13 protein-coding genes are annotated in these 21,247 nt (G+C 67.4%); 10 read left to right on the forward strand and 3 right to left on the reverse strand.

Translation table 11 applies throughout. The features are described 5' to 3' along the window. Positions 1-35 precede the first annotated feature (35 nt). From AC1RTA_RS09390 to gap, 5 genes are all read left to right on the forward strand, one after another. Positions 36-3,881, forward strand: coding sequence for an EAL domain-containing protein (locus AC1RTA_RS09390; protein ID WP_014236652.1), 3,846 nt, complete (start codon positions 36-38; stop codon positions 3,879-3,881). 69 nt (positions 3,882-3,950) lie between these two features. Then, complete coding sequence (locus AC1RTA_RS09395) at positions 3,951-4,949, forward strand: class 1 fructose-bisphosphatase (protein ID WP_492784578.1); 999 nt, start codon at positions 3,951-3,953, stop codon at positions 4,947-4,949. 20 nt (positions 4,950-4,969) lie between these two features. Continuing rightward, positions 4,970-5,845 carry a phosphoribulokinase gene (locus AC1RTA_RS09400; RefSeq protein WP_014236650.1) on the forward strand — a complete coding sequence of 292 codons (876 nt, stop codon included), beginning with the start codon at positions 4,970-4,972 and terminating at the stop codon, positions 5,843-5,845. A 185-nt stretch (positions 5,846-6,030) separates the two neighbouring features. Next, on the forward strand, positions 6,031-8,016 hold the full coding sequence (tkt, locus tag AC1RTA_RS09405; RefSeq protein ID WP_492784579.1) for a transketolase: 1,986 nt from the start codon (positions 6,031-6,033) through the stop codon (positions 8,014-8,016). A gap of 61 nt (positions 8,017-8,077) precedes the next feature. Next, positions 8,078-9,106 (forward strand): type I glyceraldehyde-3-phosphate dehydrogenase, encoded by a 1,029-nt coding sequence (gene gap, locus AC1RTA_RS09410; RefSeq protein WP_205230841.1) that lies wholly within the window; start codon positions 8,078-8,080, stop codon positions 9,104-9,106. Positions 9,107-9,210: 104 nt separating this feature from the next. Here gap and AC1RTA_RS09415 read toward each other — a convergent pair whose 3' ends face one another. Then, positions 9,211-9,765, reverse strand: a complete 555-nt coding sequence (locus tag AC1RTA_RS09415; RefSeq protein ID WP_492784580.1) for a hypothetical protein — start codon at positions 9,763-9,765, stop codon at positions 9,211-9,213. Between the two features lie 243 nt (positions 9,766-10,008). On the opposite strand from AC1RTA_RS09415, the gene AC1RTA_RS09420 reads away from it, so the two are divergent. From AC1RTA_RS09420 to AC1RTA_RS09440, 5 genes are all read left to right on the forward strand, one after another. Further along, positions 10,009-11,055 (forward strand): type I glyceraldehyde-3-phosphate dehydrogenase, encoded by a 1,047-nt coding sequence (locus AC1RTA_RS09420; RefSeq protein WP_130460074.1) that lies wholly within the window; start codon positions 10,009-10,011, stop codon positions 11,053-11,055. 55 nt (positions 11,056-11,110) lie between these two features. Beyond that, the gene (locus AC1RTA_RS09425; protein ID WP_492784581.1) at positions 11,111-12,295 is read left to right on the forward strand and encodes a phosphoglycerate kinase; all 1,185 of its coding nucleotides are present in this window, start codon (positions 11,111-11,113) and stop codon (positions 12,293-12,295) included. A gap of 199 nt (positions 12,296-12,494) precedes the next feature. After that, positions 12,495-13,703: an efflux RND transporter periplasmic adaptor subunit gene (locus AC1RTA_RS09430; protein WP_492784582.1), complete on the forward strand. Its 1,209-nt coding sequence runs from the start codon at positions 12,495-12,497 to the stop codon at positions 13,701-13,703. Positions 13,704-13,709: 6 nt separating this feature from the next. After that, positions 13,710-16,781, forward strand: coding sequence for an efflux RND transporter permease subunit (locus AC1RTA_RS09435; RefSeq protein WP_492784583.1), 3,072 nt, complete (start codon positions 13,710-13,712; stop codon positions 16,779-16,781). Between the two features lie 195 nt (positions 16,782-16,976). Beyond that, a complete protein-coding gene (locus AC1RTA_RS09440; protein ID WP_492784584.1) occupies positions 16,977-19,799 on the forward strand; it encodes a PAS domain S-box protein in 2,823 nt (940 codons plus the stop codon). A gap of 61 nt (positions 19,800-19,860) precedes the next feature. On the opposite strand, the gene AC1RTA_RS09445 is transcribed toward AC1RTA_RS09440, so the two are convergent. Beyond that, positions 19,861-20,235 (reverse strand): TfoX/Sxy family protein, encoded by a 375-nt coding sequence (locus tag AC1RTA_RS09445; protein ID WP_492784585.1) that lies wholly within the window; start codon positions 20,233-20,235, stop codon positions 19,861-19,863. A 1-nt stretch (position 20,236) separates the two neighbouring features. Next, the gene (miaA, locus tag AC1RTA_RS09450) at positions 20,237-21,184 is read right to left on the reverse strand and encodes a tRNA (adenosine(37)-N6)-dimethylallyltransferase MiaA (protein ID WP_492784586.1); all 948 of its coding nucleotides are present in this window, start codon (positions 21,182-21,184) and stop codon (positions 20,237-20,239) included. Positions 21,185-21,247 lie beyond the last annotated feature (63 nt).

Here is a 21,247-nt window from a genome sequence, read left to right on the forward strand (position 1 = left end):
CGCCTGTCCCCCCTGCCAGCACCCCGGCCCCAGCCATGTCCCTGCGCCGCGAAACCCACCTTCAGGCGACCGTTGTCGTCGTCTTCTTTTCCCTGGCCGTCAGCCTGGGGCTGGCCAACATCTATCTATCCCACAGCGAGGAGGCGGCGGTACGCGTCCGCACCTTCCAGGAACTGCGGGCCGTGGCCGACCTCAAGGCCCAGCAGGTGGCCGCCTGGCGCAGCGAACGGCAGGCCCAGGCAAAATCGTGGCAGGACAGCCTGCACCTGGAGCGCCTGCTCGAGGCCCCGGGCAAGGCGGCCGAGCTCCAGGCCAACCTGCAGAAGAGTCTGGGCCCCCTGGCCGAATTGCCGGAGAACCGGGCCTACCTGCTGCTCGACGACGACGGACGGGTGCGCTTCAGCACCGCCGCCCCACCCCAGGACAGCAGCGTCAGCGAAGCCACCCGGGACCTGCTGAAGGTCGCCGAATACAGCGACCAGCCCCAGCTAAGCGACCTGCAGCTGGACCCCCAGGGCCATGCCTTCATCGACCTGGCCGCCGTCATCCGCAGCCCCCGCAGCGGCCAGCGTCTGGCCTTCCTGGTGCAGCGGATCGACCCCGGCGCCGTCCTCTTTCCCCTCATCCAGGCCCGTCCGGTGCCCAGCGCCACCGCCGAGACCCTTCTGCTGCGCCAGGACGAAAGCGACTTCCTGGTGCTCAACGAACTGCGCCACCGCCAGGACACGGCCCTCAAGCTGCACCTGCGGCGGGAGGAAAGCATGCTCGGCGCCCCGGCCACGGCCGCGCCCCAGCAGGAGGGTGTCGACTACCGCCGCCAGCTGACCCTGGCCACCAGCCAGCAGGTGGCGGATACCCCCTGGATCCTGGTGACCAAGGTGGATGCGGAGGAAATCCTCTCCCCGGTGCGCCAGCGCAATTTCCTCACCTACGGCGTCTCCCTGCTGTTGCTGGCCGGGGGTGGCGCCTTCACCCTGTACCTGCTGCGCCAGCAGCGCAAGTTCTTCGCCGAGCGCCACGAACGGGAACAACTGGCGGCGGAGGAACTGCAGCGCACCCAGGACCGCCTGCTGGAAGCCCAGCGCATCGGCCACATCGGCAGCTGGGAGCGGGACCTGCGCAGTGGCCGCCTCTGGTGTTCCGAGGAAGCCTACCGCCTGGTGGGCCTGGACCCGAGCGAGCCCCTGACCTACGCCCACTTCCTGGAACTGGTGCACCCGGAGGACCGGGACAAGGTGCAACAGGCCACCGACCACAACGCGGCCAAGGAGGAAACCTTCGCCGTCGAGTACCGGGTGCTGCTGCAGGACGGTCGCCTGCGCCACTTCATCAACCGGGGCCGGCTCTTCTGGGACGCCCGGGGCCAGCCCCTGCGGGCCAGTGGCACCACCCAGGACATTACCGAACGCAAGCTGGCGGAAGAAGAATACCGGCGCCAGTCCACCCAGCTGCGGGCGGTGCTGCAGAACATGCCCCAGGGCATCAGCGTCTTCGACGAGCATCTGCGCCTGCAATTGTGGAACGAAGGCATGCGGGAAGTCCTGGGCCTGCCCGCCGAAGCCCTCTACCGCGGGGTGCCCTTCGAGGACCTGGTGCGCTATCCGGCCCAGCGGGGCGAGTACGGCCCCGGCGATCCGGAACAGCACGTGCAGGAACGGAAGGCCCTGGCCATGCAGTTCAAGCCCCACCGTTTCGAGCGTACCCGCCTGGACGGGCGCACCACCCTGGTCCAGGGAGAACCCCTCTTCGACGACGGCCAGCTCACCGGCTTCATCACCACCTACACCGACATCAGCGAAAGCAAGCGCAACGAACAGGCCCTGCGCAACCAGAACGCCATCCTGCAGAACATCCTGGAGAACCTGCCGGACGGCGTCAGCCTGTACGACCCGGAGCAGCGCATGATCGCCTGCAACGAGCGCTTCCGCACCCTGCTGGACCTGCCCGACACCCTCTTCGCCCAGGGCTACCCGACCCTGGAGGACATGGTCCGCTTCAACGCCCGCCGCGGCGAATACGGTCCGGGGGACGAAGAACGGCGCACCCGGGGCGTGCTGCGGGCCCTGCAGCGGCCCAACAACACCGCCGTCCTGCGGGAGCGGCCCGACGGCACGGTGCTGGAGATCCGCCAGGTCAACCTGGGGGACGGCAGCACCATCATCATCTACACCGACATCACCGCCCGCCACCGGGCCGAAGCCGAGCTGAAACTGGCGGAAAAGGTCTTCGCCAACAGCCCGGAAGCCATCATGATCTGCGACCAGGGCAACCGCATCATCTCGGTGAACCGGGCCTTCTGCGACATCACCGGCTACGCCCAGGAGGAAGTGCTGGGCCAGGATCCGCGCATGCTGGCCTCGGGCCGCCACGACAAGGACTTCTACCGGCAGATGTGGGAAATCCTGCGGGACACCGGCGCCTGGGCCGGGGAAATCTGGGACCGGCGCAAGAACGGTGAGATCTACCCAAAGTGGATGACCATCAACGCCGTGCACGACACCCAGAGCGGCGCCCTCACCCACTACATCACCCTCTTCTCCGACATCACCGAGCGCAAGGAGACCGAGGCCCGCATCCACCACCTGGCCCACCACGACCCCCTCACCGGCCTGCCCAACCGCTTCACCCTGGAAGCCCGCCTGGAGCAGTCCCTGGCCGATGCCCGGCGCCATGGCCACAAGGTGGCGGTGATGTTCATGGACCTGGACCGCTTCAAGACCATCAACGACTCCCTCGGCCACGCCGTGGGCGACTCCCTGCTCATGGAAATCGCCCACCGCCTGCGCTCCGCCGTGCGGGAATCGGACACGGTGGCCCGCCTCGGCGGCGACGAGTTCGTGGTGGTGCTGCCCGACGTGGAAGGGGCCAACGATGCGGCCCACGTGGCCGGCAAGATCATCGAGGACGTGGCCCGCAGCCTGCGGGTCGGCGCCCACGAGCTGCACACCTCCGCCTCCATCGGCATCAGCCTCTATCCGGACGACGGCGAAACGGTGCCGACGGTGATGCAGAACGCCGACACCGCCATGTACCACGCCAAGGCCATCGGCCGGAACAACTTCCAGTTCTTCGCCTCGGCCATGAACCGGGCCGCCACCGAGCGCCTGGAGCTGGAACGCAAGCTGCGCCAGGCCATGGTCAATGACGAACTGGAACTGCACTTCCAGCCCCAGTTCGCCCTCGCCGCCGACCGGGTCACCGGGGTGGAGGCCCTACTGCGCTGGCGCCATCCGGAGGACGGCCTGATCCCGCCGGACCGCTTCATCCCCATCGCCGAGGAAACCGGCCTCATCGTCGGCATCGGCGACTGGGTGCTGCAGGCCGCCTGCCGCCAGCTCAAGGCCTGGCTCGACCAGGGCCTGCCGCCCCTGCGCATGGCGGTGAACCTGTCCACCCGGCAACTGAAGGAAAAGGAGTTCCCCAGCCGGGTGGCCGCCATCCTCCAGGAAACGGGCCTGCCAGCCGTGCTGCTGGAGCTGGAGATCACCGAGAGCGGCGTCATGGAACGGCCGGAGGAGGCCATCACCACCCTGCAGGCCCTCAACGACATGGGCGTCACCCTGGCCATCGACGACTTCGGCACCGGCTACTCGTCCCTTTCCTACCTCAAGCTGTTCCCCATCGACCGGCTCAAGATCGACCGCTCCTTCGTGCGCGACATCGAGCGGGACCCGGATGACGCCGCCATCGCCCGCGGCACCATTGCCCTGGCCCACAGTCTGGGCCTGGAAGTGGTGGCCGAAGGGGTGGAAACCTCGGCCCAGCTCGACATGCTGGCGGCCGACGGCTGCGACGAGGTGCAGGGCTACTTCTTCAGCCGCCCCCTGCCGCTGGCGGCCGCCACCGCCTTCCTCGCCCAGCAGGCCGGTAGGGCGGGGTAGAATACCCCTCCGTATCGTCCCCGCCGGGGACCTCACCCATTTTCGCTGCAACCCGCTGCAAGGAATTCCATGTCCCGTACCACCCTTTCCCGCTACCTGATCGAAGCCCAGCGCGACAACCACATCAACGCCGACCTGCGCTTCCTCATCGAAGTCGTCGCCCGGGCCTGCAAGGCCATTTCCATCTCCATCGGCAAGGGCGCCCTCTCCGGCGTGCTGGGGGAGGCCGGCAGCGACAACGTGCAGGGCGAGGCCCAGAAGAAGCTGGATGTCATCTCCAATGAAATCCTGCTGGAAGCCAACGAATGGGGCGGCCACCTGGCGGCCATGGCCTCCGAGGAAATGGACCATCCCCATCCCATTCCCCACCGCTACCCCAAGGGCGAATACCTGCTGATGTTCGACCCCCTGGACGGCTCCTCCAACATCGACATCAACGTCTCCGTCGGCACCATCTTCTCCGTGCTGCGCTGCCCCGAGGGCATGGAGCCCACCGAACAGGCCTTCCTCCAGCCCGGCACCCAGCAGCTGGCTGCCGGCTACGCCCTCTACGGCCCCAACACCCTCCTGGTGCTGACCATCGGCCAGGGCGTGCATTGCTTCACCCTGGACCGGGAAGTGGGCTCCTTCGTCCTGACCCAGGAGAACCTCCGCATCCCCGAGGACACCAAGGAATTCGCCATCAACATGTCCAACCAGCGCTTCTGGGAAGCCCCGGTACAGCGCTACGTGGGCGAACTGCTGCAGGGCAAGGAAGGCGTGCGCGGCAAGGACTTCAACATGCGCTGGGTCGCCTCCATGGTGGCCGACGTGCACCGCATCCTCACCCGCGGCGGCCTCTTCATGTATCCCCTGGACAGCAAAACCGTGGAGAAGGGCGGCAAGCTGCGCCTGCTCTACGAAGCCAATCCCATGAGCCTCATCGTCGAACAGGCCGGCGGCGCCGCCACCACCGGCCGCCAGCGCATCCTGGACCTGCAGCCCACCCAGCTGCACCAGCGGGTGCCGGTGGTCCTGGGTTCGAAGAACGAGGTGGAACGGGTCACCGCCTACCACCTGGAATCCTGAGATATCAGGAGAGGAGGAGCATGTCGGCCAAACACCCCATCATCGCCGTCACCGGCTCCTCCGGCGCCGGCACCACCACGGTCCGGAAAACCTTCGAATCCATTTTCCGCCGGGAAAAGATCAACGGCGCCATTGTCGAAGGCGACGCCTTCCACCGCTACACCCGGACGGAAATGGGCCAGAACATCGAGGCCGCCGAGCGTGAGGGACGCAAGCCGCCCTCCCACTTCGGCCCCGAGGCCAATCTGCTGGCCGAGCTGGAAACCCTCTTCCGCGAATACGGCGAACACGGCACCGGCAAGATCCGCCAGTACATCCACGGTGCCGCCGAGGCCCGCCGCTGGGGTCTGCCCGAGGGCTATTTCACCCCCTGGGAAGCCATCGCCCCGGGCACCGACCTGCTCTTCTACGAAGGCCTGCACGGCGCCTATCAGGACAAGCAGATCGACGTGGGCCGCCATGCGGACCTGCTCATCGGCGTGGTGCCCATCATCAACCTGGAATGGATCCAGAAAATCCACCGGGACACCCGCAGCCGGGGCTATTCCCTGGAAGCGGTGACCCACACCATCCTGCGGCGCATGCCCGATTACGTGCATCACATCACGCCCCAGTTCTCCCGCACCCACATCAACTTCCAGCGGGTGCCGGTGGTGGATACCTCCAACCCCTTCATCGCCCGGGACATCCCGAGCAACGACGAGTCCTTCGTCGTCATCCGCTTCCGCGACCCCCGGGGCGTGGATTTCCCCTACCTGCTCAACATGATCGGCGACGCCTTCATGTCCCGCCCCAACACCATCGTGGTCCCCGGCGGCAAGCAGGACCTGGCCATGCAGCTGATCCTGACGCCCCTCATCTGGCAACTGGTGGAAGACCGCAGCCGGGGCGCCTGAGCCCGGCAGCTTTCCCGTGAAAAAGGCCGCCGCAACCCCGGACGGGCCGGGACCGGCTGCCGCCATTGCCCTATCCCAGCGGAATTACCCCACCGCGGCAGCCCTTGTGCTGCGGTGAATCTGGAAAAACCCCAGCATTTGGCGGATAATTCCGCCTCTTTCCCGCCTCCCCCCTTCCGGTGACCATGCAATTCAATCCCCTCACCAGCGCCATCCGTGCCCTCGCCATGGATGCGGTCCAGAAAGCCAATTCCGGTCACCCCGGCATGCCCATGGGCATGGCCGAAATCGCCGAAGTCCTGTGGCGGCGCCACATGAAGCACAATCCGGCCAACCCCCGGTGGGCCGACCGGGATCGCTTCGTGCTATCCAACGGCCACGGTTCCATGCTGCTCTACAGCCTGCTGCACCTGACCGGCTACGACGTCTCCATCGACGACCTGAAGAACTTCCGCCAGCTGCACAGCAAGACCCCTGGCCACCCGGAAGTGGGCTACACCCCCGGCATCGAGACCACCACCGGCCCCCTGGGCCAAGGCATCACCAACGCCGTGGGCCTGGCCCTGGCGGAAAAGATTCTGGCGGCTGAATTCAACCAGCCCGGCCACGACATCGTGGACCACCACACCTACGTCTTCCTCGGCGACGGCTGTCTCATGGAAGGCGTCTCCCACGAAGCCTGTTCCCTGGCCGGCACCCTGGGCCTGGGCAAGCTGATCGCCTTCTACGACGACAACGGCATCTCCATCGACGGCCACGTCGAAGGCTGGTTCACCGACGACACCCCGAAGCGCTTCGAAGCCTACGGCTGGCAGGTCATCCCCAACGTGGACGGCCACAACGCCACCGCCATCGAGGCCGCCCTGCTGCAGGCCAAGGCCGAAGGCAACAAGCCCACCCTGATCTGCTGCAAGACCAAGATCGGCATGGGCTCCCCCAACAAGGCCGACAGCCACGACGTGCACGGCGCCCCCCTGGGCGATGCGGAAATCGCCGCCACCCGGGCTGCCATCGGCTGGAACCACGCCCCCTTCGAAATCCCAGCCGACGTGTACACCGCCTGGGACGGCAAGGCCAAGGGCCAGACCGCCGAAGGCCAGTGGAACGAACGCTTCGCCGCCTACGCTGCCGCTTTCCCGGCCCAGGCCGCCGAATTCCAGCGCCGCATGGCCGGCAAGCTGCCCGCCAACTGGCAGCAGGTGGTGGATGCCTACATCGCCGACACTGCAGCCAAGGCCGAGAACATCGCCACCCGCAAGGCCAGCCAGAACGCCATCGCCGCCCTGGTGCCCAACCTGCCGGAAGTGGTGGGCGGCTCCGCCGACCTGGCCGGTTCCAACCTGACCCTGTGGAAGGCCGCCAAGGGCGTCACCCGCAAGGACGGTGGCAACTACGTCTATTACGGCGTGCGCGAATTCGGCATGACCGCCATCGCCAACGGCCTGGCCCTGCACGGTGGCCTGATCCCCTACACTGCCACCTTCCTGGTGTTCTCCGACTACGCCCGCAACGCCATCCGCATGGCGGCGCTGATGAAGCAGCGCCAGATCATGGTCTACACCCATGACTCCATCGGCCTGGGCGAGGACGGCCCGACCCACCAGCCGGTGGAACACGTGCCTTCCCTGCGCCTGATCCCCAACCTGGACGTGTGGCGTCCCGCCGACTCCACCGAGACCGCCGTGGCCTGGGCCAATGCCGTGGAACGCCATGACGGTCCTTCCGTCCTGGCCCTGTCCCGCCAGAACCTGCCCAATGTCACCGCCGGCATCAGCGCCGAGACCATCCGCCGCGGCGGCTACGTGCTGTCCGAGGCCAAGGGCGAAGCCCAGGTGGTGCTGATCGCCACCGGCTCCGAGATCAAGCTGGCCCTGGATGCCCAGAAGGCCCTGGGCGACGAGGGCATCGCCGCCCGTGTCGTCTCCATGCCCTGCGTCGAAGCCTTCGAACGCCAGGACGCCGCCTACCGGGAACAGGTGCTGGGCACCTGCCGCAAGCGCGTCGCCATCGAAGCCGCCCACTCCGGCCTGTGGCACAAGTACGTGGGCCGTCACGGCGCCGTGGTCAGCATCGACCGCTTCGGCGAGTCCGCCCCCGCCGGCAAGCTGTTCGAGATGTTCGGCTTTACCGTGGCCAACGTGGTGAAGACCGTCAAGGAAGTGCTGGAATAAAAGGAAGGGGTGCCCCGGCCACGGGGCGCGTCAGGTTTTTTAGATAGAGGAGAGAAGTGCCATGGCTATCAAGGTTGCCATCAACGGTTTCGGTCGTATCGGTCGCTGCACCCTGCGGGCGATCTACGAGCAGGGTCTGCAGAATGAGTTCGACGTGGTTGCCATCAACGCCTCCGGCGACCTGGCCACCAACGCCCACCTGCTGAAGTACGACACCACCCACGGCCGCTTCGGCACCTCCGTGGAGACCGAGGGCGAGAACTGCATCATCATCGATGGCAAGAAGATCCCCTTCTACTCCACCAAGAACCCCAAGGACATCGACTGGTCCAAGCACGGCGTGGAAGTGCTGCTGGAATGCACCGGCGCCTACACCACCAAGGAAAAGGCCCAGGCCCTGCTGCAGCAGGGTGCCAAGCGGGTGCTGATCTCCGCCCCCGGCGGCGACGACGTGGACACCACCATCGTCATGGGCGTTAACGAAGGCGTGCTCAAGGCCGACATGACCGTGGTCTCCAACGCCTCCTGCACCACCAACTGCCTGGCCCCCGTGGCCAAGGTGCTGGCCGAGAGCGTCGGCATCAAGCAGGCCCTGATGACCACCGTGCACGCCTACACCAATGACCAGGTGACCGTGGACGTGCGCCACAAGGATCTGCGCCGCGCCCGTGCCGCCGCCGCCAACATCATCCCCACCAAGACCGGCGCCGCCAAGGCCGTCGGCCTGGTGCTGCCCCAGCTGGCCGGCAAGTTCGACGGCTTCTCCCTGCGCGTGCCCACCATCAACGTCTCCCTGGTGGACCTGACCTTCACCGCCGAGCGCGCCACCACCAAGGAAGAGATCAACGAGCTGATGACCGCCGCTGCCAATGGCCCCCTGAAGGGCATCATGGCGGTGAACAACGAGCCCCTGGTTTCCTCCGACTTCAACCACACCACCGTCTCCTCCACCTTCGATGCCACCCAGACCCGGGTCATCAAGGGTGCCGACGGCTCCGTGCTGGTGAAGGTGCTGGCCTGGTACGACAACGAGTGGGGCTACTCCTGCCGCATGCTGGACGCCGCCCGCGCCTGGATGGCTGCCAAGTAAGCGCAATCCTACCCAAGGCAAAAAAAGCCGCCGGTTCCCGCAAGGGGCCGGCGGCTTTTTCATTGGACCCCCACCCGCTAATCAATAGAAATAGGGGACCGCTCTTAGGTCGACGTACGCTGGTTGATGGTGGCCCGCAGCAGTTCGAAATCAGGCATACCGGCCGGAGAAACACCCCCCTCCTGAACTTGGGCCTGATATTGGCTCACAGCTCGAGCAGCCCGAATCTGGCCCATCTGTTCCTGGGAAGCTGGATTTTCCTCTTCCTTCTTCGCCAGTAAGCGCTCCCTCATGCGCTGTGCGATTTCCGACTCCAGGGCCTCCCGTTTCTCTGCCGGCATGGCGGCCAGGTCATCTTCGGTCAGGCCCATCTCCTTCAATATCGCATCCCGCATATGCTCTGCCGGAGACTTGCTCAGGTAATCATCCAGTTCCTTGCGCAGGGAATCCCGCTCTGCTTTGGCCGCAGCCGCCTTTTCTTCAGCCTTCTGGGCCGCACTTTTGGGAGCCTCTTGGGTCCCGGCCACACTGCCGGAGGAAGCACCGCTGGCAGCCACGTCGTCGATGCTAGTCTTGCCGCCTCCTGCCTCCACGGAATTACGATTGGCGCCGAGGCGCCCCACGTTTTGCACGTGGCTGAAGATGCTGCCGATCTGCATGATAGGCTCTCCCAAAAAGTAACGACCTCGCCATGCAAACGGCGTACCAGAATGTAAATTCCCTTTGAGAACAACGGACTTTGCCGATCTGGCGAATATTTGCCGCCTGCCCAGGGCAAAAAAATGACGGCAAGGTTGGCCGCCAGCGGCCATCCTTGCCGGGCAAAACCCTGTCCGCCTCTCGGATTTAGGGCCGCAACCCTGTAAAATCACGGCCTTCATCCATTTCCTCCCTGGCCCCCCGTGTCCGGCTCCCTCCCCCCCCTTCGTCTCGCCATCAACGGCTACGGCCGCATTGGTCGCTGCTTTCTGCGGGCCCTGCATGAACGGGGACTGGCAGAGCGTTTCCAGGTGGTAGCCATCAACGAGCCGGCCAACAGCGAGAGCATCGCCTACCTGACCCGTTTCGACTCCACCCACGGCCGCTTCCCTGCCCCGGTAGAACTGCAGGACGGCACCCTGGTCATCGACGGCCGCAGCATCCAGCTGACCCACGCCGACACCCCCGAGGGAGTGGACTGGCGCAGCCTGAAGGTGGATCTGCTGGTGGAATGCTCCGGCCAGTACAGCAACCGGGCCGGCCTGCGCCGCTTTCTCGAGGCCGGCTGCCCCCGGGTGCTGCTCTCCCACCCGGCCAACAGCGCCGCCGACGTGGATGCGACGGTGGTCTACGGCCTCAACCACGGCCGCCTCAACGGCGACGAGCGCATCGTCTCCAACGCCTCCTGCACCACCAACGCGGTGGTGCCTGTGCTGGAGCTGCTGGACCGGGAGCTGGGCCTGGAACAGGTGCTGCTGACCACCCTGCATTCGGTGATGAACGACCAGCCCCTGGTGGATGGCTACCACCACAGCGACCTGCGCCGCACCCGCTCCGCCATGCAGTCCATGATCCCGGTCTCCACCGGCCTGGCCCGGGGCGTGGAGCGCCTGCTGCCGGGCCTCAAGGGCAAGGTGCTGGCCAAGGCCATCCGGGTGCCCACCCTCAACGTCTCGGCCATCGACCTCACCGTGACCCTGGCCCAGGATGCAGACGTGGCGGGCCTCAACGCCCTGCTGCAGATCGCTTCCAACGGCCCCTGGAAGGGCGTGCTGACCACCTCCGCCGCCCCCCACGCCTCCATCGATTTCAACCACGACCCCCATTCCGCCATCGTGGACCTGAGCCAGACCCGGGCCGGCGGCGCCCGCCTGTTCAACCTCTTCATCTGGTTCGACAACGAATGGGGCTTCGTCAATCGCATGGTGGACGTGGCCCAGCGCTGGCACGCCGGCTGGTCCCAGTCCTGAACACCCCATTCACCGCACCGCGCCTCATCACCAAATTCAACGCAAGGAGACTTCCATGAACGTTCTCAAACTCGCCGACCTGGATGTGAAGGGCAAGCGCGTCTTCATCCGCGCCGACCTCAACGTACCCCAGGACGAGACCGGCCGCATCACCGACGACACCCGCATCCGCGCTTCCGTGCCGGCCATCCAGATGGCCCTGGAAAAGGGCGCCGCGGTCATGGTCACCTCCCACCTGGGCCGTCCCACCGAAGGCGAGATGAAGCCCGAGGACAGCCTGGCCCCCATCGCCCACCGCCTGGCCGAGCTGCTGGGCCGCAAGGTGCCGGTGATCGACAACTGGGTGGACGGCGGCTTCGAAGTGAAGCCCGGCGACGTGGTGCTGCTGGAAAACTGCCGCGTGAACAAGGGCGAGAAGAAGAACAACGACGAGCTGGCCCAGAAAATGGCCAAGCTGTGCGACGTCTATGTGAACGACGCCTTCGGCACCGCCCACCGGGCCGAGGCCACCACCCACGGCATCGCCAAGTACGCTCCCGTGGCCTGTGCCGGCCCCCTGCTGGGCGCCGAGCTGGACGCCCTGGGCCGGGCCCTGGAAAACCCCAAGCGCCCCCTGGTGGCCATCGTCGCCGGCTCCAAGGTCTCCACCAAGCTGACCATCCTCAAGTCCCTCGCCGGCAAGGTGGACCAGCTCATCGTCGGCGGCGGCATCGCCAACACCTTCATGGTGGCCGACGACCTGCCCATCGGCGAATCCCTGGCCGAGCTGGACCTGGTGGAAGAAGCCCGCAACATCATGGACATGATGGACGAGCGCGGCGCCTCCGTGCCCATCCCCGAAGACGTGGTGGTGGCCAACGAACTGTCCGTCCATGCCCGCGCCAACCGGGTGGACGCCAACGACGTGCAGCCCGACGACATGATCCTGGACATCGGCCCCAAGACCTCCGCCAAGCTGGCCAGCATCATCGCCCACGCCGGCACCATCGTCTGGAACGGCCCGGTCGGCGTCTTCGAATTCGACCAGTTCGGCGGCGGCACCAAGATGCTGGCAGCCGCCATCGCCCACTCCCCGGCCTTCTCCATCGCCGGCGGCGGCGACACCCTGGCCGCCATCGCCAAGTACGGCATCGAGAAGCAGATCGACTACATCTCCACCGGTGGCGGCGCCTTCCTGGAATTCCTCGAAGGCAAGAAGCTGCCCGCCGTGGAAGTGCTGGAGCAGCGCGCCAACGGCTGATCCTGCAGCCCGGCACCTGCCATGGAAAGGCGGCCTCCGGGCCGCCTTTTTACATTTTGCAACGTTTGCCCCGGCCGGGGCCCGGGGTGGCGATGGAGTAGAATTGCCCGCTGCCAAATTGCCGCCGCCCTTTCGCCTGCGGCCCTGTCGCCCGCCGCCGCGCCACGCCGGCGGCAGGCCGGAACCACGAGACTCCGCCATGCCCCACCGCAAACACCGCTACGCCGTCATCGCCCTTGCCGCCGCCGGAATCGTCGGCCTGGGATGGGTCGCCTACAACGCCAACCGGGCTCCCGGCGGGCCCCTGGCCCCGGCTGCGGCCGGCGCCAAGGCGGGCGGCGCCGGCGCCCCGGCAGCGCCCCTGCCGGTGGAAACGGCGCTGGCGGCACCCCAGAGCATCACCGACGAGGCGGCGGCGGTGGGCACCCTGCGCTCCAACGAATCCGTGGTGCTGCGGCCGGAAACGGCGGGACGCATCGCCAGCATCGGTTTCAAGGACGGCGTGCCGGTGGCCAGGGGCACGGTGCTGGTGGCCCTGGATGCGGCCACCCAGGAGGCGGAACTGCAACAGGCCAAGGCCAACCACGCCCTGGCCGTGACCAATTTCAAACGCACCGAGGAACTGCTGACGAAGAAGTTCATCAGCCAGCAATCCCTGGACACCACCGCCGCCAACCTCAAGGTGCAGGAGGCGGCGGTCGCCCTGGCCGAGGCCAAGCTGGCCAAGACCCGCATCCGGGCGCCCTTTGCCGGCGTCGTCGGCATCCGGGAAGTGAGCGTCGGCGACTACGTCAAGGAAGGGGCGGACCTCATCAACCTGGAGGACATCCGCACCCTGAAGCTGGATTTCCGCCTGCCCGAGCTGTACCTGAGCCGCCTGCAAAAGGGCCAGGCCGTGGAAGTGAGCGTGGACGCCTTGCCCAACCAGGCCTTCAAGGCGGTGCTGGACGCGGTGGATCCCCTGGTGGATGCCAACGGCCGTGCCATTTCCCTGCGCGCCCGCCTGGACAACCCGGAGCTCAAGCTGCGCCCCGGCATGTTCGCCCGGGTGCGCCTGCTTTTCGGCAACCGGGACGGGGTGCTGATGATCCCAGAGCAGGCCATCGTCTCCGGCGGCGGCAAGCAGACCGTGTTCCGCATCGAGGAGGGCAAGGCGAAGAAGGTGGAAGTGAAGACCGGCCTGCGCCGCAACGCCCAGGTGGAAATCCTCTCCGGCCTGGCGGCGGGGGACCGCATCATCACCGCCGGCCAGCTCAAGGTGCAGGACGGCAGCCCGGTGAAGGCCGTGGATGCTGCCCCCCAGCCGGCCCAGGAGGCAGAGGGGACGGGCGTCTCCAAGCCCCCCGCCGCCACCGCCTCGCCCCAGGCCGCCCCCGGGCCGGCCGCCGCGCCGGCCAAGCAGGGATAAGCCGCCATGCTGCTGTCCGACATCTGCATCCGCCGCCCGGTGTTCGCCACCGTGCTCTCCCTGGCGGTGATGCTCATCGGCCTGGTCTCCTACCAGCGCCTCTCGGTGCGCGAATACCCGAAGATCGACGAACCGGTGATGACCGTCACCACCACCTACCGGGGCGCCTCGGCGGAAATCGTCGAATCCCAGATCTCCAAGCCCCTGGAGGATTCCCTGGCCGGCATCGAGGGGGTGGATGTGCTGACCTCCATCTCGCGCCAGGAAAGCAGCCAGATTTCCGTACGCTTCCGCCTGGAACGCAATCCGGATTCCGCCGCCTCGGACGTGCGCGACCGGGTCTCCCGGGTGCGCAACCGGCTCCCCGACGACATCGACGAGCCGGTCATCGCCAAGGTGGAGGCCGACGCCAGCCCGGTCATCTGGCTCGCCTTCTCCTCCGAGAAGCATTCGCCCCTGGTGGTCACCGACATCGCCAACCGGGTGGTCAAGCCGCGCCTGCAGACCCTGCCCGGGGCCGCCGACGTGCGGGTCTTCGGCGAGCGCAAGTTCGCCATGCGCATCTGGCTCGACAAGGACCGCCTGGCGGCCCACCAGATCACCGCCCAGGAGGTGGAGGACGCCCTGCGCACCCAGAACGTGGAAGTGCCCGCCGGCCGCATCGAGAGCCGCCAGCGGGAATTCGCCGTGCTGGCCCAGACCGACCTGAAGGAACCGGAACAGTTCGCCGCCATCGTGGTGAAGACGGTGAACGGCTACCCGGTGCGCATCCGGGACCTGGGCCGGGTGGAAATCGGCGCCGCCGCCGAGCGCACCAACGTCCGCTTCGGCGGCAAGCCGGCGGTGAGCCTGGGCCTGATCAAGCAGTCCACCGCCAATCCCCTGGACCTGTCCCGGGCCCTGCGGGCCGAGTTGCCGAAGATCGCCGCCGAGCTGCCCGACGGGCTGAAGGTGGAAATCGCCTACGACTCCTCGGTCTTCATCGACCGCTCCATCGAATCGGTGTTCTCCACCATCGGCGAAGCGGTGATCCTGGTGCTGCTGATCATTTTCTTCTTCCTGCGCAACCTGCGCGCCACCCTCATTCCCCTGGTCACCATCCCGGTGTCCCTGATCGGCGCCTTCGCCCTCATGTTCGTCCTCGGCTTCACCATCAATACCCTGACCCTGCTGGCCCTGGTGCTGGCCATCGGCCTGGTGGTGGACGACGCCATCGTGGTCCTGGAGAACATCTACCGCCACATCGAGGAAGGCATGCCGCCGATCCAGGCCTCCCTCCAGGGGGCCAAGGAAATCGGCTTTGCCGTGGTGGCCATGACCATCACCCTGGCCGCCGTCTATGCCCCGGTGGCCTTCATGACCGGCCGCATCGGCAAGCTCTTCATCGAATTCGCCCTGACCCTGGCCGGTGCCGTGCTGGTCTCCGGCTTCGTCGCCCTGACCCTGTCGCCCATGATGTGCTCGGTGCTGCTGCGGCACGAGGAAAAGCACGGCAAGGCCTTCGTCGCCATCGAGAACTTCCTCAACTGGCTCAACGCCGGCTACCGCCGCATCCTCGGCGCCGCCCTCGACCGGCGCTGGATGGTCCTGGTGGGTTTCGCCGCAGTGGCCCTGGCCTGCGTCGGCATGCTCAAGCTGCTCAAGTCCGAGCTTTCCCCCATCGAGGACCGGGGCGTCATCTTCGGCATCTTCAACGGCCCCGAGGGCGCCACCCTGGAATACACGGACAAGTACGCCCGCCAGATCGAGAAGATCTACGCCGGCATTCCCGACGCCGCCAACTACTTCGTCGTCTCCGGCAATCCCATCGTCTCCCAGGGCTCCGCCATCCTGCGCCTGAAGGACTGGAAGGAGCGCCAGCACAGCTCGCCGGAAATCGCCAAGCAGCTGCTGCCCCGCTTCCGGGACATCCCCGGCGTCATGGCCTTCCCGGTGACGCCGCCCTCCCTCGGCCAGAGCGCCCGGGAGCGGCCGATCAACTTCGTCATCGTCAGTTCCGCCTCCTACCAGGAGCTGCAGGCCACCACCACCAAGTTCCTGGCGGCAATGGCCAAGAGCCCCCTGTTCCTCAATGTGGATACGGACCTCAAGCTCAACCTGCCCCAGCTCTCCGTGGCGGTGAACCGGGACAAGGCGGCGGACCTGGGGGTGCCCGTGGAAACCGTCGGCCGCACCCTGGAGACCATGCTCGGCGGCCGCCAGGTGACCCGCTTCAAGCGGGACGGCGAGCAGTACGACGTGATCGTCCAGGTCAGCGACGCCGACCGCGCCAATCCCCGGGACATCAGCGACATCTACGTGCGCGGCAAGAGCGGCGAGATGATCCCCCTGGCCAACCTGGTGCAGGTGGACGAGACCATCAGCCCCCGGGAGCTGAACCACTTCGGCCAGCGCCGCGCCGTCACCATCACCGCCAACCTGGCCCCCGGCTCCACCTTGGGCGAGGGCCTGGCGGCCATGGAAGGAATCGCCGGAGAGGTGCTGCCGGCCGGCTACGCCGTCGATTACAACGGCCAGTCGCGGGAGTTCAAGACCTCCACCGCCTCCCTGGCCCTCACCTTCATCCTCGCCCTGGCCTTCATCTACCTGGTGCTGGCGGCCCAGTTCGAAAGCTTCCGCGACCCCTTCATCATCATGCTGACGGTGCCCCTGTCCATGGCCGGCGCCCTGCTGGCCCTGCTCCTCAGCGGCGGCACCCTCAACGTGTACAGCCAGATCGGCCTGGTCACCCTGGTGGGCCTGATCACCAAGCACGGCATCCTCATCGTCGAATTCGCCAACCAGCTGCAGGAGCAGGGGCGCAATGTCAGGGAAGCGGTGATCGAGGCAGCGGAACTGCGCCTGCGCCCCATCCTCATGACCACCGGCGCCATGGTGCTGGGCGCCATTCCCCTGGCCCTGGCCCGGGGTGCCGGCGCCGAATCCCGCTCCCAGATCGGCTGGGTCATCGTCGGCGGCCTGCTCCTGGGCACCTTCTTCACCCTCTTCGTGGTGCCCACGGTCTATACCCTGATGGCCCGGCGCAAGGGCATGGACCGGGTGGCGGCGGAACAGGCCCGCCACGGCCTGCCCACCTGAGCCGCCCCGGTCCCGGACGGCCCCGGGCCGTCACCCCGAAAAAGCCGCTGCCCAGCGGCTTTTTTTTCGCCTCCGGAATGCCGACTGGATCAAGAATGGCGACAAAATCCCTGGGGACGGACATGCCATTGAGTTAGCATAAACCCCGCTTTGCCAATGACTTGGCGCCACCTGCCTTCGCCACCGGACCCGCCCATGAGCCTCAAGCACAAAATCTGGCTGCTCACCTCCGCCATCATCCTGGGCATCATGGCGGCCGACTTCGCCGTCGGCTACCGCAGCATCGAGGCCGGCATCCGCGACGAGCTGACCCGGGACGCCCAGAACATCCGCGGCATGCTGATGGCCACGCGCCGGGTGTACCACCAGCAGTTCATGGCCAGCGGCCTGCCCATCAACGCCGACACCGTGGGCTTCCTGCCGGCCCACGCCCTCTCCCGCATCTCCGCCGACTTCAAGGAATGGAGCGACAGCGGCCTCTTTTTCAACAACGTCTCCGACCGGCCGCGCAATCCGCAGAACCAGGCCGACGCCGACGAGATGGCGGCCATCGCCTGGTTCCGCGCCAATCCCAAGGCCCCCGACCGGCTGGTGGAAATCCGGGGCCAGGACAACCGCAGCTTCTACCACTACACCGCCCCCATCTGGGTCGAGGCCTACTGCCTGGCCTGCCACGGCGAGCGCAGCCAGGCCCCCGGCTCCATCGGCAACGACTACGACCAGGCCTACGGCTACCAGGTGGGCGACCTGCGCGGCGTCATGAGCATCAAACTGCCAACGGAGCAGCTGCGCCAGCGGGAATACGGCGCCTGGCTGCACAACTTCCTCATCCGCCTGGGCGGCTACCTGATCCTGCTGCTGACCCTGGGCAGCTACCTCAACCGGGCCTTCGTCGGCCGCCTGGCCCGGCTGCAGCGCAGCGTCGGCGACATGGCCGCCGGCAACTACGACACCCGCAGCGACGATGCCGGCGGGGACGAAATCGGCGCCCTGGCCCAGGATTTCAACCGCATGGGCGAGGAAATCCGCCTCCGCACCGAAGCCCTGCAGCAGAGCGAGGCCCGCTTCCGCCGCCTGTTCCAGGAAGCCCCGGTGGGCCTGGCCTACGTAGACCAGGCCGGCACCATCGTGGACCGCAACCGGCGCTGCCTGCAGATGTTCGGCTACTCCGTCGAGGAAATGCCGAGCCTGGAACAGTGGTGGCTGCGGGCCTACCCGGACCCGGACTACCGGGCCCAGGTCATGGCCGACTGGCAGCAGGCGTTGGCCGCTGCCGCCAACCACGACGGCGACATTGCGCCCATCGAGTGCAACGTCACGGTGCGCAGCGGCGAGGAGCGCATCGTCCTCGTTTCCGGCATTTCCCTGGGCGACGACTTCCTCGCCTGCTTCTACGACGTCACCGAGAGCCGCCAGGCCGAACGCATCGCCCGGCAGTACGAGGCCATCGTCCGTTCCTCGGACGACGCCATCCTCAGCAAGACCCTGGACGGCATCGTCACCAGCTGGAACCGGGGGGCCGAGGAGCTGTTCGGCTACAGCGCCGCCGAAATGGTGGGCCGCTCCGCCCTGCACCTGTTCCCGCCGGAGTGCCTGGCGGAGGAACGGGACATCCTGGAACGCCTGCGCCGCGGCGAGACGGTGAAGCACTTCGACACCCGCCGCATCCGCAAGGACGGCCGCATCGTCGACGTCTCGGTCACCATCTCCCCCCTCCTGGACGGCGAGGGCCGGGTTCTGGGCATCTCCAAGATCGCCCGGGACATCACCGCGCGCAAGGCCGCCGAGGCCGAGCTGCAGCGGCACCGCCAGCGCCTGGAGGAGCTGGTGCAGGAGCGCACCCGCCAGCTGGAGGAGCTGAAGGATGCGGCGGAATCGGCCAACGTGGCCAAGAGCGCCTTCCTGGCCAATATGAGCCACGAAATCCGCACCCCCCTCAACGCCATGACCGGTCTCACCCATCTGATCCGCCGGGCCGGCCTCAAGCCCCAGCAGGCCGAGCACATGGACAAGCTGGAGGCGGCCGCCCAGCACCTGCTGGGGGTGATCAACGCCATCCTCGACCTGTCCAAGATCGAGGCCGGCAAGTTCGCCCTGGAGGAGGCGCCCGTCCGCGTCGAAAGCCTGCTCGGCAACGTCGCCTCCTTCCTGCAGGAGCGGGTCCAGGCCAAGGGCCTGGTGCTGCGCACCGAAGCCCAGCCCCTGCCGCCCCACCTGCTGGGGGACCCCACCCGGTTGCAGCAGGCCCTGCTCAACTACGCCGGCAATGCCCTCAAATTCACCGAACAGGGCAGCATCACCCTGCGGGTGCACACCCTGGAAGAAGGCGAGGCGGACGCCCTGCTGCGCTTCGAGGTGCAGGACACGGGCATCGGCATCCCGCCCGAGGCCATGCACAAGCTCTTCGCCGCCTTCGAGCAGGCCGACAACAGCACCACCCGCCGCTACGGCGGCACCGGCCTGGGCCTGGCCATCACCCGCAAGCTGGCCCAGCTCATGGGAGGCGAGGCAGGTGCCAGCAGCGAGCCGGGCCGGGGCAGCACCTTCTGGTTCACCGCCCGCCTGAAAAAGGGCAAGGAGCGCTACGGCAACGGCGCCCCCCTGGCCGGCGGCAACGCCGAACAGCGGCTGCGCCAGGAGTTCGCCGGCCGCACGGTGCTGCTGGCCGAGGACGAGCCGATCAACCAGGAAATCACCAAGTTCATGCTGGAGGACGTGGGCCTGCGGGTGGAACTGGCGCCGGACGGCAAGGTGGCGGTGGAAAGGGCCCGCGGCAACGACTACGCCCTGATCCTGATGGACATGCAGATGCCCCTCATGGACGGCCTCGACGCCACCCGGGAAATCCGCCAGCTGCAACGCCACCGCCAGACCCCGATCCTGGCCATGACCGCCAATGCCTTCGCCGAGGACAAGGCCCGCTGCCTGGGAGCCGGCATGAACGACTTCATCGCCAAGCCGGTGAACCCGGACGTGCTCTACGCCACCCTGCTGCAATGGCTGCTGCAGGACCATTAGGCGCGGCGCCGGGGCAAACAAAAAGCCGCCCTCCGGGCGGCTTTTTCATGGCGCTGCCGGACTAGGCCGGCGGCTTACGACGCGGCGGGCGCCTGCGGCCTGCAAGGTCACGCCCCCGCAGGGCTGCGGCAAAGGCGCTGCGGGCCCAGGGCAGGAGGGCATGGGGCGCATCCAGGGCCTCATCCGGGGCCCGGTAGTAGCTCAAGGCAGTAAGCTTGCCCTGGCGCGGATAGGTGAAGGGCGGCAGGTCCAGGGCGGCGAATTCGCCCCGGTTGAGGTCGTCCGCCTTCAGCCACAGCTGGTCGTCGATGACGATGGCGAACATGAGGCCGTCGAGAAAGAGGCCGACGCCGCTGAACATGCGCTTGCCCACCACCGGCCCCAGGGGCGCCAGGCTTTCCAGGAGGTAATCCACGTACTCCCGGCTGGCGGCCATGTCAGACCTTCTGCTGTTCCAGAAAGCGGGCCACCCGGGTTTCCACCCGGGCAATCAGGTCCGGCGCCAGGCAGTCGAACACTTCCGCCGTGGGGTCGGAACGCAGCCAGGTGATCTGGCGCTTGGCCAGCTGGCGGGTGGCGAAGATGCCCCGGTCCAGCAGCTCGGCGGCGGGGGCCTCGCCCTCCAGCACCTCCCAGGCCTGGCGGTAGCCGACGCAGCGCATGGAAGGCAGGCCGGCATTGAGGCGGTACTTGGCGCGCAGGGCCTGCATCTCATCCATGAAACCCTGGGCCAGCATCTGGGCGAAACGCTCGGCGATGCGCTGGTGCAGCACCGCCCGGTCGGAGGGGGCCAGGGCCAGGGGCAGCAGGTTCCAGGGCAGGGGTTCCCGCTGCTGCTCGGCCAGCAGGGCGGACATGGGCCGACCCGTCAGCTGGCAGATTTCCAATGCCCGGGAGACCCGCTGGGAATCGGTGGGGTGCAGGCGGGCGGCGGTGACCGGGTCCAGCTGCGCCAGTTCGGCGTGCAGGGCCGGCCAGCCGTAGGCCGCCGCCTTCGCTTCCAGTTCGGCACGCAGGGCCGGGTCGGCTTGCGGCAGGTCGGAGAGTCCCTCCCGCAGGGCCTTGTAATAGAGCATGGTGCCGCCCACCAGCAGAGGCACCTTGCCCCGGGCGGTGGCCTCGGCCATGGCGGCCAGGGCTTCGTCGCGGAAGCGGGCGGCGGAGTAGGCCTCCTCCGGCGAGATCACATCCACCAGCCGGTGCGGGTAGCGGGCCAGGGTGGCCCGGTCCGGCTTGGCGGTGCCGATGTCCATGTCACGGAAGACCAGGGCCGAATCGACGCTGATGAGTTCTACCGGGAAGCGGTCGAACAGGTGCAGGGCCGCCGCGGTCTTGCCGCTGGCGGTGGGGCCCATGAGCAGGATGGCGGGGGGATGGGCGCTCATGCCGCCATCCCGACGATTCCTGCCCGGTGCCCGGGACGGGACCTGAAGCCGTAAGCCGAGGGA

It is taken from the genome of Azospira sp. MPR-E4, assembly GCF_058809645.1.